General features: G+C 67.3%; 19 protein-coding genes. 15 read left to right on the top strand and 4 right to left on the bottom strand.

Annotated elements, in window-relative coordinates; translation table 11 throughout:
- Positions 1–81: 81 nt before the first annotated feature.
- The 15 genes from bchF to ACRDNQ_RS08355 all read left to right on the top strand — a co-directional run bounded on the left by bchF (position 82) and on the right by ACRDNQ_RS08355 (position 16,208).
- Entirely contained in the window at positions 82–621 is a 540-nt protein-coding gene (gene bchF / locus ACRDNQ_RS08285) for a 2-vinyl bacteriochlorophyllide hydratase (protein WP_431828182.1), read from the top strand.
- A complete protein-coding gene (locus tag ACRDNQ_RS08290; protein ID WP_431828183.1) occupies positions 618–1,904 on the top strand; it encodes a ferredoxin:protochlorophyllide reductase (ATP-dependent) subunit N in 1,287 nt (428 codons plus the stop codon). Before bchF ends, ACRDNQ_RS08290 begins: the two co-directional genes overlap by 4 nt.
- Positions 1,901–3,496, top strand: a complete 1,596-nt coding sequence (bchB, locus tag ACRDNQ_RS08295) for a ferredoxin:protochlorophyllide reductase (ATP-dependent) subunit B (protein ID WP_431828184.1) — start codon at positions 1,901–1,903, stop codon at positions 3,494–3,496. The genes ACRDNQ_RS08290 and bchB overlap by 4 nt, the downstream gene beginning before the upstream one ends.
- Positions 3,486–7,037 (top strand): magnesium chelatase subunit H, encoded by a 3,552-nt coding sequence (locus ACRDNQ_RS08300; RefSeq protein ID WP_431828185.1) that lies wholly within the window; start codon positions 3,486–3,488, stop codon positions 7,035–7,037. Before bchB ends, ACRDNQ_RS08300 begins: the two co-directional genes overlap by 11 nt.
- 235 nt (positions 7,038–7,272) lie before the next feature.
- Positions 7,273–8,091 (top strand): ferredoxin:protochlorophyllide reductase (ATP-dependent) iron-sulfur ATP-binding protein, encoded by an 819-nt coding sequence (gene bchL / locus ACRDNQ_RS08305; protein WP_431829092.1) that lies wholly within the window; start codon positions 7,273–7,275, stop codon positions 8,089–8,091.
- Positions 8,091–8,765 carry a magnesium protoporphyrin IX methyltransferase gene (bchM, locus tag ACRDNQ_RS08310; RefSeq protein ID WP_431828186.1) on the top strand — a complete coding sequence of 225 codons (675 nt, stop codon included), beginning with the start codon at positions 8,091–8,093 and terminating at the stop codon, positions 8,763–8,765. The genes bchL and bchM overlap by 1 nt, the downstream gene beginning before the upstream one ends.
- A complete protein-coding gene (locus ACRDNQ_RS08315; protein WP_431828187.1) occupies positions 8,762–10,201 on the top strand; it encodes a PucC family protein in 1,440 nt (479 codons plus the stop codon). Before bchM ends, ACRDNQ_RS08315 begins: the two co-directional genes overlap by 4 nt.
- A gap of 18 nt (positions 10,202–10,219) precedes the next feature.
- Entirely contained in the window at positions 10,220–10,975 is a 756-nt protein-coding gene (gene puhA, locus ACRDNQ_RS08320) for a photosynthetic reaction center subunit H (RefSeq protein WP_431828188.1), read from the top strand.
- Between the two features lie 65 nt (positions 10,976–11,040).
- A complete protein-coding gene (gene puhB, locus ACRDNQ_RS08325) occupies positions 11,041–11,673 on the top strand; it encodes a photosynthetic complex putative assembly protein PuhB (RefSeq protein WP_431828189.1) in 633 nt (210 codons plus the stop codon).
- Between the two features lie 18 nt (positions 11,674–11,691).
- Entirely contained in the window at positions 11,692–12,171 is a 480-nt protein-coding gene (puhC, locus tag ACRDNQ_RS08330) for a photosynthetic complex assembly protein PuhC (protein ID WP_431828190.1), read from the top strand.
- Between the two features lie 20 nt (positions 12,172–12,191).
- Entirely contained in the window at positions 12,192–12,488 is a 297-nt protein-coding gene (locus tag ACRDNQ_RS08335) for a hypothetical protein (RefSeq protein WP_431828191.1), read from the top strand.
- Positions 12,485–13,612, top strand: coding sequence for a magnesium-protoporphyrin IX monomethyl ester (oxidative) cyclase (gene acsF, locus ACRDNQ_RS08340; protein ID WP_431828192.1), 1,128 nt, complete (start codon positions 12,485–12,487; stop codon positions 13,610–13,612). Before ACRDNQ_RS08335 ends, acsF begins: the two co-directional genes overlap by 4 nt.
- A 66-nt stretch (positions 13,613–13,678) precedes the next feature.
- Positions 13,679–14,494, top strand: a complete 816-nt coding sequence (gene puhE, locus ACRDNQ_RS08345; RefSeq protein ID WP_431828193.1) for a putative photosynthetic complex assembly protein PuhE — start codon at positions 13,679–13,681, stop codon at positions 14,492–14,494.
- Entirely contained in the window at positions 14,484–15,698 is a 1,215-nt protein-coding gene (gene hemA, locus ACRDNQ_RS08350) for a 5-aminolevulinate synthase (RefSeq protein WP_431828194.1), read from the top strand. The genes puhE and hemA overlap by 11 nt, the downstream gene beginning before the upstream one ends.
- Before the next feature lie 75 nt (positions 15,699–15,773).
- Complete coding sequence (locus ACRDNQ_RS08355) at positions 15,774–16,208, top strand: c-type cytochrome (RefSeq protein WP_431828195.1); 435 nt, start codon at positions 15,774–15,776, stop codon at positions 16,206–16,208.
- Positions 16,209–16,284: 76 nt separating this feature from the next.
- On the opposite strand, the gene bchO is transcribed toward ACRDNQ_RS08355, so the two are convergent.
- From bchO to crtA, 4 genes are read right to left on the bottom strand one after another with little or no spacing between them, the layout of a single operon-like run.
- Complete coding sequence (gene bchO / locus ACRDNQ_RS08360; RefSeq protein WP_431828196.1) at positions 16,285–17,175, bottom strand: alpha/beta fold hydrolase BchO; 891 nt, start codon at positions 17,173–17,175, stop codon at positions 16,285–16,287.
- Between the two features lie 4 nt (positions 17,176–17,179).
- Positions 17,180–18,877 carry a magnesium chelatase subunit D gene (locus ACRDNQ_RS08365; RefSeq protein ID WP_431828197.1) on the bottom strand — a complete coding sequence of 566 codons (1,698 nt, stop codon included), beginning with the start codon at positions 18,875–18,877 and terminating at the stop codon, positions 17,180–17,182.
- Complete coding sequence (gene bchI / locus ACRDNQ_RS08370; protein WP_431828198.1) at positions 18,874–19,899, bottom strand: magnesium chelatase ATPase subunit I; 1,026 nt, start codon at positions 19,897–19,899, stop codon at positions 18,874–18,876. The genes ACRDNQ_RS08365 and bchI overlap by 4 nt, the downstream gene beginning before the upstream one ends.
- Positions 19,896–20,639, bottom strand: a complete 744-nt coding sequence (gene crtA / locus ACRDNQ_RS08375) for a spheroidene monooxygenase (RefSeq protein WP_431828199.1) — start codon at positions 20,637–20,639, stop codon at positions 19,896–19,898. The genes bchI and crtA overlap by 4 nt, the downstream gene beginning before the upstream one ends.
- Positions 20,640–20,655 lie beyond the last annotated feature (16 nt).

Consider the following 20,655-nt stretch of genomic DNA (forward strand, 5'->3'; position numbering starts at 1 on the left):
CCTCATCAAGTGTAAGTTCTAATTGACACTCGGGATAAGGAGTCGCTAACCTGCCAGCACGAGACGAAAAGGGAGAGGTCGATGCCCCGTGACGGGTCAGGTTCGGAAAGGGCTCGAAAGCTCTACACCGACGAAGAGCGGGCCCGCCGCGATTCCACCGTCTGGACCCTGGTCCAGGGGATCCTTGCCCCGGTTCAGTTCCTGGTCTTCCTCGTCTCGCTGGGCCTTGTCGTCCGCTATCTCTGGACCGGTGCCGGGTACGAAGCCGCGACCTGGTCGATCGTGATCAAGACGGGTGTGCTCTACACCATCATGATTACCGGCTCGATCTGGGAGAAGGTGGTCTTCGGCAAGTGGCTTTTCGCCCCCGCCTTCTTCTGGGAAGACGTCTTCAGCTTCGTCGTGATCGCCCTGCACACCGCCTATATCTGGGCGCTGCTGACCGGATCTCTGGCGCCGCGTGCGTTGATGGTTCTCGCGCTGGCGGCCTATGCCGCCTACGTCGTGAACGCCGCGCAGTTCCTGTGGAAGCTGCGCATGGCCCGGCTTCAGGCCGAAGCCGAAGCTCGGTCTGAAGCGCAGTCCGAAGCGCGAACTTCGGGGATGGAGGCTGCGGCATGAACGACCTCGCGCCGCTTCCTGCCGGTCCGGGCTGCCGCAACGCCCCCGTCCTGAAAGAACGCGGCCAGCGCGAGGTCTTCTGCGGCCTGACCGGCATCATCTGGTTGCACCGCAAGATGCAGGACGCCTTCTTCCTGGTGGTGGGCAGCCGCACCTGCGCGCATCTTCTGCAGTCGGCCGCGGGCGTCATGATCTTCGCCGAACCCCGTTTCGGCACCGCGATCCTTGAAGAGAAGGACCTTGCCGGACTTGCCGATGCGCACGAGGAGCTCGACCGCGAGGTCGCCCGCCTGCTTGAGCGACGCCCGGACATCCGCCAGCTTTTCCTCGTGGGCTCGTGCCCGTCCGAGGTCATCAAGCTTGACCTCGCCCGCGCGGCCGAGCGGCTGACCAAGGTTCATGCCCCGCACGTGCGGGTGCTGAACTACTCCGGCTCGGGGATCGAGACGACCTTCACGCAGGGGGAAGACGCCTGCCTTGCCGCTATGGTTCCGGTTCTGCCCGAAACCGATGCGCGCCAGCTGCTGGTGGTCGGCGCCCTTCCCGACGTCGTCGAGGATCAGGCACTGAAGCTTCTTGCCGATCTTGGCGTCGGACCGGTTCGGGTTCTTCCCGCGCCGCGCGCCGACAGCGATCTTGCCGTGGGGCCCAACACGGTCTTTGCAGCCGTTCAGCCCTTCCTTGGCGACACCCACGCCGCGCTTGAACGCCGCGGCGCCCGGCACCTGCCGGCCCCCTTCCCCTTCGGCGACGAAGGCACGACGGCGTGGCTTCGGGCGGTGGCCGCCGAATTTGGCGTGGACGACGAAACTTTCGACCGCGTGACCGCGGCCCCCCGTGCCCGCGCGCGCCGGGCCATCGCGGCCCAGGCCGCCGAACTGCGCGAAAAGTCGGTGTTCTTCTTCCCCGACAGCCAGCTCGAAATTCCGCTCGCCCGGTTCCTGACCCGCGAATGCGGGATGACCGCGATCGAGGTTGGCACCCCCTTCCTTCACAAGGGTCTTGTCGGCCCCGACCTTGACCTCTTGCCCGAAGGCCCGGTGATCTCAGAAGGGCAGGACGTGGACCTGCAGCTTGACCGCGCCCGCACCGCCCGGCCTGACCTGACGGTGTGCGGCCTTGGCCTTGCCAACCCGCTCGAGGCCGAAGGGCTTGCCACCAAGTGGGCGATCGAACTGGTCTTCACCCCGGTGCATTTCTACGAACAGGCCGGTGATCTGGCGGGCCTTTTCTCGCGCCCGCTGCGCCGGCGCGCGAAGCTGAAGATGGGGGCCGGAGCATGAAGCTGACGGTCTGGACCTATGAGGGCCCGCCGCACGTCGGCGCGATGCGCGTGGCGACAGGCATGAAGGGGCTGCACTACGTCCTTCACGCCCCCCAGGGCGACACCTACGCCGACCTTCTGTTCACCATGATCGAGCGGCGCGATCACCGCCCGCCGGTCACCTACACGACCTTCCAGGCCCGCGACCTTGGCTCGGATACGGCGCATCTGTTCAAGGAAGCCTGCCGCGAGGCCTATGAACGTTTCAGGCCCGAAGCGATCATCGTCGGCGCATCCTGCACGGCCGAACTGATCCAGGACGATCCCGGCGGCCTTGCCGAGACGATGGGCTTGCCCGTGCCCGTCATTCCGCTGGAGCTTCCGTCCTACCAGCGGAAGGAGAACTTCGGCGCGGACGAGACGTTCTTCCAGATCTGCCGCCATCTGTGCCGTCCCCAGGAAAGGACCGCGCAGGTCACCGCAAACATTCTGGGCCCGACCGGCCTTGGCTTTCGCCACCGTGACGACATCGAGGAGATGTCGGCCCTGCTGCACGATCTCGGGATCGGGGTGAACGTCGTGGCCCCGATGGGATCGCGCCCGGGGGACATCGCACGCCTTCCCGCGGCGCATTTCAACGTGCTTCTCTACCCCGAGACGGGCGAGGCCGCCGCGCGGTTCCTCGAGCGCAGCTTCGACATGCCCTGGACGAAGACCGTCCCGATCGGCGTCGGAGCGACGCATGACTTCATCGCGGAAGTGCGTGCCCTGACCGGAGTGACCGGAGCCGCCGATTCATCGCGCCTGCGCTTGCCGTGGTACACGCGCTCGGTCGATTCGACCTATCTGACCGGCAAGCGGGTGTTCATCTTCGGCGATGCCACCCATGTGAAGGCCGCCGCCCGCATCGCCCGTGACGAGATGGGCTTCGAGGTCTGCGGGCTGGGCTGCTACAACCGCGAATTCGCCCGCGACATTCGCAGGCTGGCCGCCGATTTCGGGGTCGAGGCGCTGATCACCGACGATTATCTCGAGGTCGAGGGGGAAATCGAACGCCTGTCGCCCGAGATGATCCTTGGCACCCAGATGGAACGCCACATCGGCAAGCGCCTTGGCATCCCCTGCGCGGTGATTTCGGCCCCCGTCCATGTGCAGGACTTCCCCGCGCGCTATTCGCCGCAGGTCGGGTGGGAAGGCGCCAACGTCATCTTCGACACCTGGGTGCATCCGCTGGTCATGGGGCTGGAAGAGCATCTTCTGCACATGTTCCGCGAGGATTTCGAGTTTCACGACGCGGCCGGGCCCAGCCACCATGGCGGTCATGCGCCACGGGCGCTTTCCGAACAGATGACCGAGCCGGCGGCTGCGCCGGGGGCCTTGCCCCCGGACCCCCAGGATATTTCCGCCAAGAAGAACGACCCGGAGATTCCTGTCGTTCAGGCGGACGGCTCGGTGATCTGGCAGCCGGATGCCGAGCGCGAATTGAAGAAGATTCCGTTCTTCGTGCGCGGCAAGGCGCGGCGCAACACCGAGACCTTCGCCGCAGAGCGCGGTGTGACCCGGATCAGCGTCGAGACTTTGTACGAGGCGAAGGCCCACTATGCGCGATGACGGTCACATCAGCGGCTACCGCGTGGTGATCGTCACGCTCGATGCCCATTCGGCGGGGCCGGCGGCACGGGTGTCCGAACGGCTGGCCGACGACTTTCCGGGGCTGACGGTGACGGTCCATGCGGCGGCGGAGTGGGCCGAGAACCCCGCGGCGCTGGCGCGTGCGAAGGACGATGTGCGGCACGGCGACATTGTCGTGGCGAACCTTCTGTTCATCGAAGAGCACATCACCGCGATCCTGCCCGAGCTCAAGGCCCGGCGCGACGCCTGCGACGCCATGATCGGGGTCATCGCCGATCCGCAGGTCGTGCAGCTGACGCGGATGGGCGACCTCGACATGTCGAAGCCGGCCTCGGGCGCGATGCAGCTTCTCAAGAAGCTGCGCGGGTCGGGCAAGCCGTCGGCGTCGTCCGGCGAGAAGCAGATGAGGCTCCTGCGCCGGCTGCCCAAGATCCTGAAGTTCGTCCCGGGCAAGGCGCAGGACCTGCGCGCCTGGTTCCTGACGATGCAGTACTGGCTGGGCGGCTCGGACGACAACGTCGAGGCGATGATCCGCTTCCTGGTCGCCCGCTATTCCAGCGAACGCGCCTGGCGCGGAAAGCAGGCCGCGGCGCCGATCGACTATCCCGATGTCGGGCTGTACCACCCGGACCTGCCGGGCCACCGGATCGTCACTGATCTTGCCGATCTGCCCGGGCCCAAGGCGCCCGTGGCGACCGTGGGCCTGCTGATGCTGCGGTCCTATATCCTGGCCTCGGACACGGCGCATTACGATGCGGTGATCCGCGCCTTCGAGGCGAAGGGCATGCGCTGCATCCCGGCCTTTGCCGGCGGTCTCGACGGCCGTCCCGCGATCGAGGCCTATTTCAAGGGCCGGATCGACGCGATGGTGTCGCTGACCGGCTTCTCGCTGATCGGGGGGCCCGCCTACAACGACAGCGCGGCGGCGGTCACGGTTCTGACGGAGCTTGACGTTCCCTATCTTGCGGCCCACCCGCTCGAGTTCCAGACCCTGGGCCAGTGGGCGGCGTCCGAGGGCGGGCTGGGGCCGGTCGAGACGACGATGCTGATCGCCCTGCCCGAGATCGACGGCGCGACGAACCCCACCGTCTTTGCCGGCCGACATGGCGAGGATCGCTGCACCGGGTGTTCGCACAATTGCGCCCGGCACGAGCACAGCCGCGCGATGTCGCCCTGCCACGAGCGGATCGAAAGCCTGTCGGAAAAGACCCTGCGCCTTGCGCGGCTGCGCCGACAGGAGAACGCCGAAAAGAAGGTGGCGGTCGTCCTTTTCGGCTTTCCGCCCAACGCCGGAGCGGTCGGAACGGCGGCCTACCTTTCGGTCTTCGAAAGCCTGTTCAACACGCTGCACGCGATGAAGCGGCAAGGCTATGACCTTGAGCCGCCGGCCACGGTCGACGATCTGCGCGCGGCCATCCTGAAGGGGAACGCCGCCCAGTACGGACAGGAGGCCAACGTCGCGGCCTATGTCGACGCCGACACCATCGTGCGCACCACGCCGCCGCTGAAGGCGATCGAGGCGGTCTGGGGACCGGCCCCCGGCCGCATCCAGTCGGATGGCAAGGGTGTCTTCATTCTGGGGGCGCAATTCGCCAAGGTCTTCGTCGGAGTGCAGCCGACCTTCGGATACGAAGGCGACCCGATGCGCCTTCTGTTCGAGCGGGGCTTCGCGCCGACCCACGCCTTCGCGACGTTCTACCTGTGGGTCCGCAACACCTTTGGCGCGGACGTCGTGCTGCATTTCGGCATGCACGGCGCGCTTGAGTTCATGCCGGGCAAGCAGTCGGGAATGGGCGCCCGCGACTGGCCCGACCGCCTGATCGGCGAGATGCCGAACGTCTATCTTTATGCCTCGAACAACCCCTCGGAGGCGACGCTGGCCAAGCGCCGGTCGAACGCCGTGACGGTCACGCACCTGACGCCCCCGCTGGCCGCGTCGGGCCTCTACAAGGGGCTGCTCGAGCTCAAGGATAGTCTGACGCGGTGGCGGGGGCTGTCGCCAGGCGCGCCCGATGCGGGCGAGCTGGCCGCGCTGATCCGCGACCAGGCCGCGGCGGTCGACCTGGACGGCGCCGATCCGCAGCGGCTGTGGCTGATGCTTCTGGAAACCGAGGACGCGCTGATCCCGGACGGGCTTCATGTTGTCGGGCGGCCGATGGCCGAGGACGCGATCCGCGAGCATTTGAAGGTCATGGCCGACCAGGACGCCGACACGGCCGTACATGTCGCGCATCTGTTGCGCCAGCAGACCGAACTGCCGGCCCTGCTCAGGGCGTTGTCGGGCCGGTACATCGCGCCGGTTCCCGGCGGCGACCTGATCCGGTCGCCCGAGGTCCTGCCCACGGGCCGCAATATCCACGCCTTCGATCCGTTCCGGATGCCCACCGCCTTCGCGCTGGCTGACGGGGCAAGGCAGGCGCAGCTGCTGCTCGACACCCATTCCGCCATCCCGCGCACGGTCGCGCTGGTGTTGTGGGGATCCGACAACATCAAGTCCGATGGCGTGCCGATCGCGCAGGCCCTCGCGCTGATGGGGGCGAAGCCGCGCTTCGACGGCTATGGCCGGCTGTGCGGGGCCGACCTGATTCCGCTTGCCGAACTGGGTCGCCCGCGGATCGACGTGGTGATGACCTTGTCGGGGATCTTCCGCGATCTTCTGCCGCTTCAGACCCGCATGCTGGCCGAGGCGGCCTGGAAATGCGCGACCGCCGAGGACGAACCGGCCGAGCGGAATTTCATCCGGGCCCACGCGCTGAGCTATGCCCAGTCGATGGGCTGCGACATGGAAACCGCGGCCCTGCGGGTCTTTTCGAACGCCGAGGGCGCCTATGGATCGAACGTCAATGCGCTGGTCGACAGTTCGGCCTTCGGCGACGAGGACGAACTGGCGGACGCCTACGAGGCGCGCAAGTCCTTCGCCTATTCCCGCTTCGGCAAGGCCTCGGCGAACGCGGCGCTGCTGCAGCGGACGCTCAGGGACGTGGACGTCGCCTACCAGAACCTCGAGTCGGTCGAACTGGGGGTGACGACGGTCGACCATTACTTCGATACGCTGGGCGGCATCAGCCGGGCGGTGAAGCGCGCGAAGGGCGTGGAAGCCGCGATCTATATCGGCGACCAGACCCGTGGCGAGGCGAAGGTGCGCACGCTGAAGGACCAGGTCGCGCTTGAGACCAGGTCGCGCAGTCTCAACCCCAAATGGTTCGAGGGGATGCTGCGCCACGGCCACGAGGGCGTGCGCCAGATCGAGGCGCAGGTGACGAACACGATGGGCTGGTCGGCGACGACCGGCCAGGTCGAGCCCTGGGTCTATCAGCGGATCTCGGAGACCTTCGTTCTGGACGCCGAGATGAGGAAGCGCTTGTCGGCGCTGAACCCGCAGGCGTCGGCGCGGATGGCGAACCGCCTGCTCGAGGCGCATGACCGCAAGTACTGGCACCCCGACGCGCAGACATTGGCCGCCCTTCAGGACGCGGCCGACGAGCTTGAGGACCGTCTCGAAGGGATCGCGGCGGAATGAGGATCAGACCGGAGATATCGCGGGGCGCGCCGGGGGCTCTGCCCCCGGACCCCCGAGGTATTTCCGGCCAGAAGAAGGACATGACCGCATGAGTCCGCTTGACGCCAAGCATCCCCCCGCCGCCCGCGCCAACGCGCGCGAGCAGGCCGGGCTCGAGGCGCGGGGCCTTTCCGCGCCGCCGATCCTGAAGGGCGAGGACGGCGAGGGATCGCTTCAGGTCCATCTCGACCCGTCGATGAAGATCGACGGGGCCAAGGTCTTTGCCGTCTACGGCAAGGGCGGGATCGGCAAGTCGACGACGAGCTCGAACCTGTCGGTCGCCTTCTCGAAGCTGGGCAAGCGGGTCCTGCAGATCGGCTGCGATCCCAAGCACGATTCGACCTTCACCCTGACGGGCCATCTTCAGCAGACGGTCATCGACATCCTCAAGGAGGTCGATTTCCACGCCGAGGAGCTGCGCCCCGAGGATTTCGTGGCCGAAGGGTTCAACGGCGTGAAGTGCGTCGAGGCGGGAGGGCCACCCGCCGGCACGGGCTGCGGCGGCTATGTCGTGGGCCAGACCGTGAAGCTGCTGAAGCAGCATCACATGCTGGAAGACACCGACGTGGTGATCTTCGACGTCCTGGGCGACGTGGTCTGCGGCGGATTCGCAGCCCCCCTTCAGCACGCCGACCGGGCGGTCATCGTCACCGCGAACGACTTCGATTCGATCTATGCGATGAACCGGATCATCGCGGCGGTGCAGGCCAAGTCGAAGAACTACAACGTGCGCCTTGCCGGCTGCGTCGCCAACCGCTCGCGCGAGACCAACGAGGTCGACCGCTACTGCAAGGAGGTCGGCTTCAAGCGGATCGCGCACATGCCCGACATCGACGCGATCCGCAGGTCGCGGCTGAAGAAGAAGACGCTGTTCGAGATGCCCGACGACGAGGACATCGTGATGGCCCGCGCCGAATATGTCCGGCTGGCCGAGACGCTCTGGAACGGGACCGAGGGCCTGGCGCCCGAACCGCTCGAGGATCGGCGCATCTTCGAACTTCTGGGATTCGACTGATGATCGAAACGGCGACATACGGCGCCACCCGCGCCCGTGTCGAAGACTACTTCGACCGCACCGCCACCCGCACGTGGGAGCGGCTGACCTCGGACGCGCCGGTGTCGCGGATCCGGCAGACCGTGCGCGAAGGGCGCGATCGGATGCGCGCGATCATGCTGTCGCGGCTGCCCGAGGATCTTGCCGGCGCGCGCGTGCTCGACGCCGGCTGCGGCGCGGGCCAGATGACGGCCGAACTGGCCGCGCGCGGGGCCGACGTCGTGGCGGTGGACATCTCGCCGCAGCTTGTCGACATCGCGCGGGCGCGCCTGCCGCAGGACGTGGCGCATCGCGTGTCCTTCGCCTCGGGCGACATGCTGTCGCCGGACCTTGGCCGGTTCGACTTCGTCGTCGCGATGGACAGTCTGATCTACTACGCCGAGGGCGATCTGGCTTCGGCGCTGAACGGGCTTGCCGCACGGACCGAGGCGGCGGTGGTCTTTACCGTTGCGCCGCGGACGCCGTTCCTGATGGCCTTCTGGGGTTTGGGCAAGCTGTTTCCCCGCGCGGACCGGTCGCCGGTGATGATCCCGCACAGCGCTCCGAAGCTTGCCGCCCGCGTGGCGGGTCTGCATCCGGTCGCGCGGGTGTCGCGCGGTTTCTACATCTCGCAATGCCTCGAGGTGCGTCGATGATCATCCCGAAGTCAATCTTCAAGAACCTCTCGTCGGCCTGGCTGCCCTTTGCCGACGCGGCGTCGGACCAGTTGCCGCTTGGCCAGCTTCTGCGGCTTTCGCTGTTCCAGGTGTCGGTCGGCATGGCCACGGTCATGCTTCTGGGCACGCTGAACCGGGTGATGATCGTCGAACTTGGCGTGCCGGCCGCCGTCGTGGCGCTGATGATCGCGCTGCCGGTGCTGTCGGCGCCGTTCCGCGCGCTTCTGGGGTTCCGGTCGGACACCCACCGGTCGGCCATCGGCTGGAAACGCATTCCCTATCTGTGGTTCGGGTCGCTCTGGCAGATGGGTGGCCTTGCCGTGATGCCCTTCGCGCTTATCGTGCTGTCGGGCGAACAGACGCTTGGCCCCCCCTGGGCGGGCGAAGCGCTGGCCGCCGTCGCCTTCCTGATGACCGGGCTGGGGATGCACATGACGCAGACGGCGGGCCTTGCGCTGGCCGCCGACCGCGCGACGGACGAGACGCGGCCGCGGGTCGTGGCGCTGCTTTACGTGATGTTCCTGATCGGGATGGCGGCCTCGTCGATCATCGTCGGCTGGCTTCTGCGCGATTTCTCGCCCCTGCGGCTGGTCCAGGTTGTGCAGGGCACGGCCCTGGTCACGCTGCTTCTGAACCTGATCGCGCTTTGGAAGCAGGAGCATGTCCGCCCGATGTCGAAGGCGGAACGCGAGGCACCGCGGCCACTGTTCCGCGACGCCTGGAACGATTTCGCCAGCGGCGGGGATGCGGGGCGGCTTCTGGCCGTTGTCTTCCTTGGCACCATGGCCTTCAACATGCAGGACGTCCTGCTCGAGCCCTATGGCGGGCAGATCCTGGGCCTGTCGGTGTCGTCGACCACGCTTCTGACCGCCACCTGGGCCGCAGGCGCGCTTCTCGGCTTCGGTCTTGCCGCGCGCTGGCTGGCGCGGGGCGACAGCGCCTATCGCATGGGCGCCAAGGGCATCCTGATCGGCATCGCGGCGTTTTCCTGCGTGATCTTCTCGGATCCCGTGGGATCGCCCGCGCTGTTTTTCCTTGGCGCCACCGCCATCGGACTTGGCGGGGGGCTATTCTCGGTCTCGACGCTGACGGCGGCGATGACCATGCCGGCGGGCACCCTTGCCGGGCGCGGCCTGGCGCTGGGCGCCTGGGGTGCCGCGCAGGCCACCGCGGCCGGACTTGCCGTGGCCTTCGGCGGCGCCCTGCGCGACGGGGTCAATGCCCTGGCGCTTTCCGGGCGCCTCGGCGAGGCGCTGAACACTCCGGCGACCGGCTATTCGGTCGTCTATCACATTGAAATTCTTCTTCTCTTCGGAACGCTCGTCGCCCTTGGCCCGCTCGTGCGGCTGTCGTTCCTCAACCCCACGACCGACACCCGGGGCGGCAAGATCGGGCTTGCCGATTTCCCGACCTAACCAGCGGAGGACCATGCAATGGTTGGTGTGAACTTCTTCGGAAACTTCGATCTGGCAAGCCTGAGTATCTGGCTTTTCTGGATCTTTTTCGCCGGGCTGATCATCTATCTGCAGACCGAGAACATGCGTGAGGGCTACCCCCTCGAGGACGAGGACGGGAATCCGGCCGCGAACCAGGGCCCCTTCCCCGTCCCCAAGCCCAAGACCTTCCACCTGCGGGATGGCAAGGGCGATCTTGTGGTGCCCTCGACCGCGAACGAAGCGGCGCACCGGCGCACCGATCTGGCGATGGCCCGCACCGCGCGGAACGAGGGGTTTCCCCACGCGCCGACGGGCGATCCGATGGCCGATGGCGTCGGCCCGGCAAGCTGGACCCCGCGCGAGGACATCCCCGAGCTTGACGCCCACGGGCATGCCAAGATCGTGCCGATGTCGGGCCACGAGGACTTCTTCGTCTCGGCCGGCTATGACCCGCGCGGCCTGCCGGTGCTGAGCCGCGACGATCAGGTCGTGGCGCATGTCACCGACCTGTGGATCGATCCCAGCGAGCACGAGGTGCGCTACCTCGAGTTCGAACTCGAGTCCGAATACGGGCAGGGAAAGCGACTTGTCCCGATCACCATGGCCAAGATCAAGAGCCGCTGGGTCGAGGTTTCGTCGCTTAACCGCGGTCACTTCGCGGGCGTGCCCCGGACGGCCTCGGCCAGCCAGGTGACCAAGCTCGAGGAAGACAAGATCTGCGGCTGGTACGCCGGCGGCGCGCTTTACTCCTGATGCGGACGGCGGGCGCCCGGGACAACCCGGGCGTCCGAAAACACGGGAACCGAAAGGGCTGAACCATGCCTGACGAAGACGACATCCAGGTCGAGGCGGTCAACGGACTGCCTGAAAGACCGCCCGCGGGCGAACATATCCTCTGGCAGGGTCGGCCGGCGACATGGGCGCTCGCCCGGGATTCGCTGGCGATGTACTGGGTCGCGGGCTACTTCGCCCTGCTTGCCGTCTGGCGGGTGGGCGTGTCCTCGGTCGACATGGGCTTTGCCGGTGCGCTGCCGCTTGCGATTCCGTTCCTCATCCTCGGGCTGATCGCCTGCGGGCTGATCCTGTTCGTCAGCTGGATGCAGGCCCGCGCGACGGTCTACACGATCACCACCGCGCGGGTGGCCATGCGCGTCGGCGCGGCGCTGACCGTGACGCTGAACCTGCCGTTCCGGCGCATCGCCTCGGCCGACCTCGAGCTGCGCCGCGATGGCACCGGGACGATCGCGCTGACCACGCTTGGCGAGACGCGGCTGTCCTATCTGGTCCTCTGGCCGCATGTGCGCCCCTGGCGGATGAAGCAGACCCAGCCCGCCCTGCGGTCGGTTCCCGATGCCGAACGCGTGGCGCGCATTCTGGCCGAAGCGGCGGAAACCCGTGTGAGCGAACCGCAGATCGCTGCGCGCGCGCCCAGCCCCATGGCCGCGGAATAGGGAGAAGGAACCATGTCCATGGACCGCACCAACTCGGGTCTCTTCGTCGAGGCCGAAGGCGGCCGGAAGCCGCTTTACAAGACCGAAATGATCTCGACCCGGCTGGTCTACATGATGTTCTCGCTGGCGCTTCTGGCGCTGGTGATCGTCTCGGCGGCGGTCGTCTCCGGCCGGCCCCTGACCGGCCAGCCCAAGGACGCGCCGGTGGCGTTCCAGCGCACCCTGACGCTGACCGGAAACGGAAACGCCGTGCTTGCCACAAACGAGGTCGGCGAGACGATCCTGGACACGCCGCAGGGCGGCTTCATCTCGGTCGTGATCGACGGGCTCGAGCGTGCGCGCACCGTGCACAAGGTCGAGGGCAACCCGCCGGTGATCCTGACCCAATACGAAAACGGACGCCTGAACCTGACCGACCCGGCAACCGGATGGACGACCGAACTGGCGTCCTTCGGACCCGGCAACCTGGGCGTCTGGCACGACCTCGTGACGAGATAAAAAAGAAAGGGAACCAAAAGATGGGACTTCTGACACGGGACTACGAGACGGCGCCTTGCACGGTCGAGGTCAGCCACAAGTTCGACGCGCTGCACGCCCATGTCCGCTTCGACAACGGCGCGATCATCCATCCGGGTGACGAAGTGCTGGTGCAGGGGCCGCCGGTGATGGCGCCCTATGGCGAGGTGATCATCGAACAGCGCATCGCGCGCATCACCCGCGCAAGCGCCATCGAGCGTCTGTGGACCCGGATGACCGGGGACCTCGAGTTCATGGAGCTTTGCGAGTTTTCCTTCTCCGAGGAGGCCACGCTGTGAACGTCCAGAACATCCGCCACACCGCAGACGCCACCACCGCCGAGGAAGGCCTTGCCATCCAGGAGGCGCAGGCCGTCCACGACAGTGAAACCGCCACCGCGCTTGCCATGCAGGACACCCTGCTGACCCCGCGCTTCTACACCACCGACTTTGACGAGATGGACGCCATCGACGTCACCCCGGTGCGTGCGGACTGGGACGCGCTTCTGGCGCAGATGAAGTCCGACCCCAACAAGGGCCATTTCAAGAAGAACGAGGACTGGGACCACATCGACTGGGACGGCATGGAGCCGGAACTGAAAAAAGAGTTCATCGACTTCCTCGTGTCCTCCTGCACCGCCGAATTCTCGGGCTGCGTGCTTTACAAGGAAATGAAGCGGCGCGGCAACAACCCTGACATCTGCGAGCTGTTCAGCTACATGAGCCGGGACGAGGCGCGCCACGCCGGCTTCATCAACGATGCGCTGCGCGAAGCGGGCGTGGCGGTGAACCTGGGCTTCCTGACGAAGGCGAAGAAGTACACCTACTTCCGACCCAAGTTCATCTATTACGCGACCTACCTGTCCGAGAAGATCGGCTATGCGCGCTACATCACCATCTTCCGCCACCTCGAGGCGCATCCCGAGCACAGGTTCCACCCGATCTTCAAGTGGTTCCGCGAGTGGTGCAACGACGAGTTCAGCCATGGCGAGGCCTTCGCCCTGCTGATGAAGACCGACCCCAAGCTGACCAGCGGGGTCAATGTCCTCTGGATCAAGTTCTTCCTGACGGCGGTCTATTCGACGATGCATGTGCGGGACCACCAGCGGCCCGCGTTCCACAAGGCGCTGGGCGTCGATACCGACTGGTACGGGCAGGAAGTGTTCCGCAAGACGTCGGAAATCTCGAAGCAGGTCTTCCCGATCACGCTTGATATCGATCATCCGCGCTGGATGCCGGGCCTCAAGCGGCTGCAAAAGGCCTCGGCCGACATGGACCGGGCGAAGAAGCAGGGCGGCATCGGCGGGGCGATCGGCAAGGCATGGGCGGGAACCCGCGCGGCGCTGGCCTTCCTGTCGCTTTACACGATCCCCGCCGTCAAGCACCGGGTGCCCGTCTCGACCCGGCTGGAGCCGGCCTATTGAAACCTGGACCGGGGGCGCCGCCCCCGGACCCCCGAGGTATTTGACGCCAGAAGAAGGACCGGCCGAGTGTTCGAAACGCCCTGGATCGCCGCGATGACCGCGCTGTTCACCTGGTGGTTTTCCACCGGGGCGATCCTGTGGCTGGTCCGGCGCGCCGACAACCAGGGCACCCACGGGCACTTCTGGGCGGTCATGGTGGGGCTGCCCTTCCTTGGGGCGGGCCTCTACATGCTGGCCGAGAGCCTGCCGGCCGCGGGCGTCGGCGGGATCTATGCCGGCTTCTTCGCGGCGCTCCTGATCTGGGGCTGGATCGAACTGGCCTTCCTGACGGGCACCATCGCCGGTCCCGCGCCCCGCGACTGCCCGCCCGGCGTTGAGGGCTTCGAGCGGTTCCTGCGCGCCTGGGGCACGGTGGCCTATCACGAGATGCTGCTGACGGTGTCGCTGATCCTGATGGCCTATGCGTCGTGGGGGGCGGTCAACATGTTCGGGTTCTGGACCTTCGCGGTTCTCTACTTCGCGCGGATCTCGGCCAAGCTGAACCTGTTCCTGGGCGTGCCGAAGATCAACGTCGAATTCCTTCCCAGTCCGCTGTCGCACCTTCCAAGCCATTTCCGGCGCGCGCCGATGAACTGGCTTTTCCCGATCTCGATCACCGCGCTGACCTTCGCGGTGGCCTGCTGGCTTGAGCGGATCTACTCCGCCCAGACCGCGGCCGAGGCGGCGGGCTTCGCGCTTCTGGCGTCGCTCACCGGGCTGGCGCTGCTCGAGCACTGGCTGATGGTGCTGCCGCTGCCCGACGAAAAACTCTGGCGCTGGATGATCCCCGCGCACAAACCACAAACCGACAGACTGATACGAGAGGACCGCCATGGACTTTGACGCACTTTTCAAGGCCCAGCTCGACGCGTTGAAGCGGGAAGGCAACTACCGGATCTTCGCCGAGCTCGAGCGCAAGTGCGGGAAGTTCCCGCGGGCCGACAAGCATGGCCAGGACGGCAAGCGCGAGATCACCGTCTGGTGTTCGAACGACTACCTGGGCATGGGCCAGCACCCCGACGTGGTGCGGGCGATGGTCGAGACCGCCCAGGCCTGCGGCACGGGCGCGGGCGGGACGCGGAACATCTCGGGCACGAACCACCATCACCGGATCCTCGAAGAGGAACTGGCCGACCTGCACGGCAAGGAGGCGGCGCTTCTGTTCTCGTCGGGTTACGTGTCGAACTGGGCGGCGCTGTCCACGCTTGGCAGCCGTCTGCCGGGTGCCGTGATCCTGTCGGACGCGCTGAACCACGCCAGCATGATCGAGGGCATCCGCCACAGCCGCGCCGACAAGGTGATCTGGCGGCACAACGACCCCGAGGATCTTGACCGCAAGCTGGCCGCACTCCCGGCCGAGCGGCCGAAGATCGTGGCTTTCGAAAGCGTCTATTCGATGGATGGCGACATCGCGCCGATCCGCGAGATCGTGGAGGTCGCCGAGAGGCACGGCGCCATGACCTATATCGACGAGGTGCACGCGGTCGGCATGTACGGCCCGCGCGGCGGCGGCGTGGCGGAACGGGAAGGGCTGATGGACCGCATCACCCTGATCGAGGGAACGCTGGGCAAGGCTTTCGGCACGTTCGGCGGCTACGTCACGGGCTCGGCGGTGATGTGCGACTTCATTCGCAGCTTCTCGAGCGGGTTCATCTTCACGACAGCCCTGCCGCCCGCGGTGGCGGCGGCCGCGACGGCGTCGATCCGTCACCTGAAAGTCAGCCAGATGGAGCGCGCGCGCCAGCAGCGTCAGGTGCGGCATTTGCGCGAGGCGCTCGAGGCGCGTGGCATCCCGCACATGGACAACCCCAGCCACATCATCCCGGTGATGATCGGCGATCCGGTGAAATGCCGGATGATCTCGGACATGCTGATGGCCGATTGGGGCATCTACGTGCAGCCGATCAACTATCCCACCGTGCCGAAAGGAACCGAGCGGCTGCGCATCACGCCGTCGCCCTATCACAGCGATGCCGACATCGATCATCTGGTCACGGCGCTCGAGTCGCTGTGGAAGCGCTGTGCGATTGCGCGCCAGGTGGCTTGAAGAATCTGCGCTGGCGCGCTTTACCTGCGGTCGAGGTGCATTAGTCTCAACGTCGGAATGAAAAGGGAGACTTCCATGAAGTTCAGTTGGATCGTCGCGACCGCCGGTGTTCTTGCCGCTGGTGCGGCTGTTGCACAGGACGGCGACGCGGCCGCGGGCGAAAAGGCCTTCAGCCAGTGCCAGACCTGCCATGTCGTGGTGAACGAGGCGGGCGAAACGCTTGCCGGCCGGAACGCCAGGACAGGGCCGAACCTTTACGCCGTCTCGGGGCGCACGGCCGGCACGGTCGAGGGCTTCCGCTACTCGGCCTCGATGGTCGAGGCGGGCGAGAAGGGCCTTGTCTGGGACGAAGCGACCTTCGTTGCCTATGTTCAGGACCCGACGCCGTTCCTGCGTGAGTTCCTTGGCGACAACGGCGCCCGTGGCCAGATGGCCTTCAAGGTGCGCTCGGAAGAGGACGCCAAGAACCTTTACGCCTACCTCGCCTCGCTGGCTCCTGCGACGAACTGATCGGCGGGAAACCTGTCGGCATGGGCCGCCCTTCCGGGCGGCCCTTTGCTTTGTGCCTGCCGCATCCGCGTGTTCGTCAGGGGGTGGCAGATCGTTTCGGCACGGACATGAGACCAAGCGCGCGGGCGAAGGCTTCGATGCGTTCCGCCACCAGGTCGGGCGCTTCCTCGTGCATCAGGTGACCCAGCCCCGGCAGCAGGGCGACCTCGGCCTGCGGCAGCCTTGCCCCGGCCTTCGTCGAGATCTCGGGCGGCACGGTTCCGTCGTTCGCGCCTGCCAGAAGCAGAACCGGACACTCGATCGTTTCAAGCTGCGCAAGCAGGCTGTCGATGTTCCACTGGGCCATCATCGCGATCGTGCCGGCCACATGATCCCGATCGGCCGCGAGGCGGCGGTACAGCGTCAGCGTCCTGTCGTCGAAGCGTGACCCCGTGGTCGCCAGCAGTTCGCGCACGCGGGCTTCGGTGTTGGGAATGCGGGTCAGGATCGAGGCGGCGAACGGGTTGAGCGCCAGGGCCTTGGCCATGAGCGGAAAAAGCCACCCTGCGACGCCGTCGAACTTTCCCAGCGCGGCGTTCAGCCCTACCACCCCGCGCGGACGCAGGCGCCGCGCCAGCTCGAGCGCAAGGACCGCTCCGGCGGAATGCCCCACGATCAGATCGACCCGCCAGCCTTCGCTGGCCGCCAGCGCGGCAAGATCTTCGGCCATCTTCGGAAGCGACAGGCGGTGCCGCGCGCCGCATCGGCTGAAGCCCTGACCGGGAAGGTCGGGGGCGATGACGTGGAACGTCCCGCCAAGGCGGGGAAGAAGATCGCGCCAGCTTTGCGTCGCACCGCCCGCCCCGTGCAGCAGAAGAACCGTCGGACCTTCGCCAGTGTCCTGCAGGTGCCAGCGATGGGCGCGGGCCGTCACGAAGCGCGAATGTTCGCGGTTCGGCCAGTCCGCCCCGTCGCGCGCCCAGTCCATGGTCCTAGCCGTCAAGCGCGGACGAGACCGCCTTAGACAGGCGCTCGGCGCTGGCCCGCGGCAGGGCGAGGTAGGTGCCGCCCAGCGTCCCGGACAGGGCGCGAAGCGCCTCTTGCGGGCGATTTGCGGTGTCGACCACAAGGGACGACATGCCCAGGCCCCTGATCGACCGGGCCACGGCTTCGGCGTCCTCGCCCGCCTGCGCGCGGTCCGCCCTTCCATCAAGCGCGACGTTTCCGCGGCCATCGGTCAGAAGGACCAGCGATGGCGTCAAGCCATGACGCCTTGCGTGGATCGCGGTTTCCTGTGCCGCGCGCAGTCCGGCGGCCAGGGGGGTGCCGCCGCCGCCGGGCAGGGCGGTCAGCCGCCGCTTTGTCTGGACAAGCGACCGCGTAGGCGGCAGCAGCAATTCGGCCGCCGCGCCGCGAAAGGCCACGAGCGCGACGTGGTCGCGCCGGGCATAGGCCTCGGCCAGAAGAAGTTCGACCGCACCCTTGGCCTCGGCCAGACGCGCCATCGCCGACGACCCCGAGGCGTCGACCGCAAAGATCAGAAGGCGATCCGACCGGTCCTCGAACCGGCGCAGGCGGATGTCCGCGGGGCGGATGTGCAGCAGATGCCCATGCGGGGACGCGGCCCGGCGCATGGGTTGCCAGGGGGCCGCGGCCCGCAGCGTTGCGACGATGTCGATGCGCGATCGGCCATCGGGGTGGCCGGGACGCGACGGCAGGGGGCGCCCGCGCCGGTTGCCGCGCTTGCGGCTGCCCGACCCGGACCCCGTGCCGCCGCGCACCCGCGCGCGGTTCCCGGCCAGTTGCGCCAGAAGATCGGGCGGCAGTGCGACGCGCACGGCGTCGAGAAGAATGTCGTCAGGCAGGGCAGGATCGCGCGACCTGTCGCTGTCGTCATGGCTGTCGTCGGGCGTGTCCGGGTCCGCCTGATCGGCTTCGGGTGCGACTTCGGCCTCGTCCCGGTCGGGGAACGCAAGGGCACGATGGGCGAAGACGAGGTCCGCTGCCTGCGCGAGGTCGTCGCGCGACGGCGCCGCGCGGCCGTTCAACGCCGCAAGCGCGCGCGCAACCCTGACGGCAAAGAGCGGGGCGCGCAGGCTTCCGATGCCGAGGGTCGCAGCAAGGATCACCAGTTCATCGGCATTTTCCGCCGAAACAGTGACTGACCGTAGCCGATCCCGAGCGGACGTGATGTCGGCATCCGTCCAGCGCCGCGACGCGTCGATGACGGCAACCGGAAGGTCATCGAGGCAGACGAACAGGCCCAGCCGCTCTTGCAGGGCCGTGGGCAGCATCTCGTCGGCCTCGGCCCCTTCGTCAAGCGCGACAAGCGCGCACCTGCGGTCGTCAAGCGCCTGTCCAAGCCGCGCGGGCAGGCCCGAAGGGCTGCGCTCGGCCATCGCAAGGACAAGGACCGCGGGCGTGGCCAAAAGCCCGCGCTCGTGGACGACGCGACCCGCCGCAAGCGTCGCCGACAGATCGACGCCGCCGAATAGCTGACTGTCGGAAACCATGGGCTGGATGCGGCGGCGGGGCAGGGGAAGGGCGTCGAGGCGGTCAAGCAACGCTTCGCGCACCGGACCGGACCGCGCGCGCAGCCATAGTCCGCCCAGCGCGAGGGGGTCGACCGCCAGCACAGCAACCGCAGTGCAGGCCCGGTCCCATGCGGCAGAGGCGGACGCGCCGGTCATTCCGCGGCGGTCTGGAACTGGCCGAACATCTCGTCGACCACGCGCGCCACACGGGTGGTCGACCCCGCCTCGTCCAGTGGATCGCGCCGCAGGCGGTGACGCAGCGCCGGGGGGGCCACGCGGCGCAGGTGCGCGCGCGAGATCGCCGCGTCGCCGTCGAAGGCCGCAAGCGCCCGCGCCGCCTTCAGCAGTGTCAATTCGCCGCGAAGCCCGTCGGAGCCCAGCGTCACGCACAACTCGGCGCAGTCGCGCAGGGCCGCCTCGGGCGTATCCACCCGGGCGAGGCGGTCGCGCGCGGCAAGGATGCGCTTGCGCAGCTTCGTGTCGGCTGCGCGCCAGCGTTTCAGGAAGCCGTCGGTGTCGTCCTCATAGGCATTGCGGCGGCGGATGACCTCGATCCGGTCGTCGATGTCGGTGGGCGACGACACCTCGACCGACAGTCCGAAGCGGTCCAGAAGCTGCGGCCGAAGCTCGCCCTCTTCGGGGTTGCCCGAGCCCACCAGAACGAAGCGTGCCGGATGGCGGATTGACAGGCCTTCGCGTTCGACCACGTTCTCGCCCGATTGCGCGACGTCGAGCAGAAGGTCGACGATATGATCCTCAAGCAGGTTCACCTCGTCGATGTAGAGATATCCGCGGTTCGCCCGCGCAAGCAGCCCAGGCTCGAACGCCTTCTCGCCCCGTGTCAGCGCGCGTTCGATATCGAGCGCGCCGACCACCCGATCCTCGGTCGCCCCGAGCGGCAGGTCGACCACCGGCGTCGGTCGCTTCACGATCCGTTGTGAGCCTATTTCGGCCCACTCCGGGCATTGCCCGAGGCTGGCCGAGTTCACCGGGCAGCCTTCGACCTGTTCGATCTGCGGCAAAAGTGCCGCCAGCGCGCGCACGGCGGTCGACTTGCCGGTGCCCCGGTCGCCGAAGACAAGGACGCCGCCGATCCTTGGATCGATCGCGGTCAGAACCATGGCCAGCTTCATCTCGTCTTGGCCCACGATGGCCGAGAAGGGGAAGGGTTGGGTCATGCGGCCTGCCTTTCAAGCTGGGCAAGCGGGGGGCGTCCCTCCCACGTGCCGGTGTCGCCGAGGATGCGGAATCGGGCGTAAAGCTCTTCGCGGAACCATCCGCCCTCGCGGACGGCGCGGACGGCCCGAAGATGGGCGCCGTCGCGATGGGCGAAGCGTGCCATGGAGGTCACGTCAGGCCAGATCGAGAAGGTGACCTGCTGCAGCCACGGCACCTCGCCGATGCCGATCTTGAAGATCACGTCGGGGTCGGCGCCGATCATCCGTGACACGTCGGGCGAATGCCCCCAGAAGCGTGGTGCGATACGCGGCCTCAGCGTTGCGCGGGTCAGCACGGCCAGAGGGCCGTCGCCGGGCGGCCCGGTCACGTCGAAAGGCTCGACGCCCGACCACCGCCCCCGCGCCGAAGACGCGGTCAGGAACACGGTCCAGACTTCGGCGGCATGGTCGCGCCAGCGGCGATAAACCGGGGCTTCGTCCACCATGGCCCGCGCGGTCGTCTCGTCCGGCCAGGTGGCGAGAATCGCCCAGACGGATGTGTTGGGTATCGGCGTGAAGCCTTCGCCCACGCCCGATCCGCAAAGCTTCCAGAACCCGACCTCGGGCATCGCCCGAAACGAAAGCCGGGCCGCGCCCATCTGTCCGAAGGCCCAGAGCCGGGCCTGCGGCGAGGCAAAGCGATGCAGGCTGAGCGTCACGGTCTGAATCGGTCGGTTCCCCTTGTTCTGTAAACTGAACATGACAGAGTGCGTCGAA

Origin of the sequence: Saliniferula longa, assembly GCF_050789285.1 — a bacterium.
In the GTDB taxonomy this organism is placed as follows: Bacteria; Pseudomonadota; Alphaproteobacteria; order Rhodobacterales; family Rhodobacteraceae; genus CAVPWP01.

What these genes read in the sequence shown, in the direction of transcription:
- bchF (WP_431828182.1), top strand. Translation starts at nt 82, where the DNA reads ATGCCCCGTGACGGGTCAGGTTCGGAAAGGGCTCGAAAGCTCTACACC.
- ACRDNQ_RS08290 (WP_431828183.1), top strand. Translation starts at nt 618, where the DNA reads ATGAACGACCTCGCGCCGCTTCCTGCCGGTCCGGGCTGCCGCAACGCC.
- bchB (WP_431828184.1), top strand. Translation starts at nt 1,901, where the DNA reads ATGAAGCTGACGGTCTGGACCTATGAGGGCCCGCCGCACGTCGGCGCG.
- ACRDNQ_RS08300 (WP_431828185.1), top strand. Translation starts at nt 3,486, where the DNA reads ATGCGCGATGACGGTCACATCAGCGGCTACCGCGTGGTGATCGTCACG.
- bchL (WP_431829092.1), top strand. Translation starts at nt 7,273, where the DNA reads ATGAAGATCGACGGGGCCAAGGTCTTTGCCGTCTACGGCAAGGGCGGG.
- bchM (WP_431828186.1), top strand. Translation starts at nt 8,091, where the DNA reads ATGATCGAAACGGCGACATACGGCGCCACCCGCGCCCGTGTCGAAGAC.
- ACRDNQ_RS08315 (WP_431828187.1), top strand. Translation starts at nt 8,762, where the DNA reads ATGATCATCCCGAAGTCAATCTTCAAGAACCTCTCGTCGGCCTGGCTG.
- puhA (WP_431828188.1), top strand. Translation starts at nt 10,220, where the DNA reads ATGGTTGGTGTGAACTTCTTCGGAAACTTCGATCTGGCAAGCCTGAGT.
- puhB (WP_431828189.1), top strand. Translation starts at nt 11,041, where the DNA reads ATGCCTGACGAAGACGACATCCAGGTCGAGGCGGTCAACGGACTGCCT.
- puhC (WP_431828190.1), top strand. Translation starts at nt 11,692, where the DNA reads ATGGACCGCACCAACTCGGGTCTCTTCGTCGAGGCCGAAGGCGGCCGG.
- ACRDNQ_RS08335 (WP_431828191.1), top strand. Translation starts at nt 12,192, where the DNA reads ATGGGACTTCTGACACGGGACTACGAGACGGCGCCTTGCACGGTCGAG.
- hemA (WP_431828194.1), top strand. Translation starts at nt 14,484, where the DNA reads ATGGACTTTGACGCACTTTTCAAGGCCCAGCTCGACGCGTTGAAGCGG.
- ACRDNQ_RS08355 (WP_431828195.1), top strand. Translation starts at nt 15,774, where the DNA reads ATGAAGTTCAGTTGGATCGTCGCGACCGCCGGTGTTCTTGCCGCTGGT.
- bchO (WP_431828196.1), bottom strand. Translation starts at nt 17,175, where the DNA reads ATGGACTGGGCGCGCGACGGGGCGGACTGGCCGAACCGCGAACATTCG.
- ACRDNQ_RS08365 (WP_431828197.1), bottom strand. Translation starts at nt 18,877, where the DNA reads ATGACCGGCGCGTCCGCCTCTGCCGCATGGGACCGGGCCTGCACTGCG.
- bchI (WP_431828198.1), bottom strand. Translation starts at nt 19,899, where the DNA reads ATGACCCAACCCTTCCCCTTCTCGGCCATCGTGGGCCAAGACGAGATG.
- crtA (WP_431828199.1), bottom strand. Translation starts at nt 20,639, where the DNA reads ATGTTCAGTTTACAGAACAAGGGGAACCGACCGATTCAGACCGTGACG.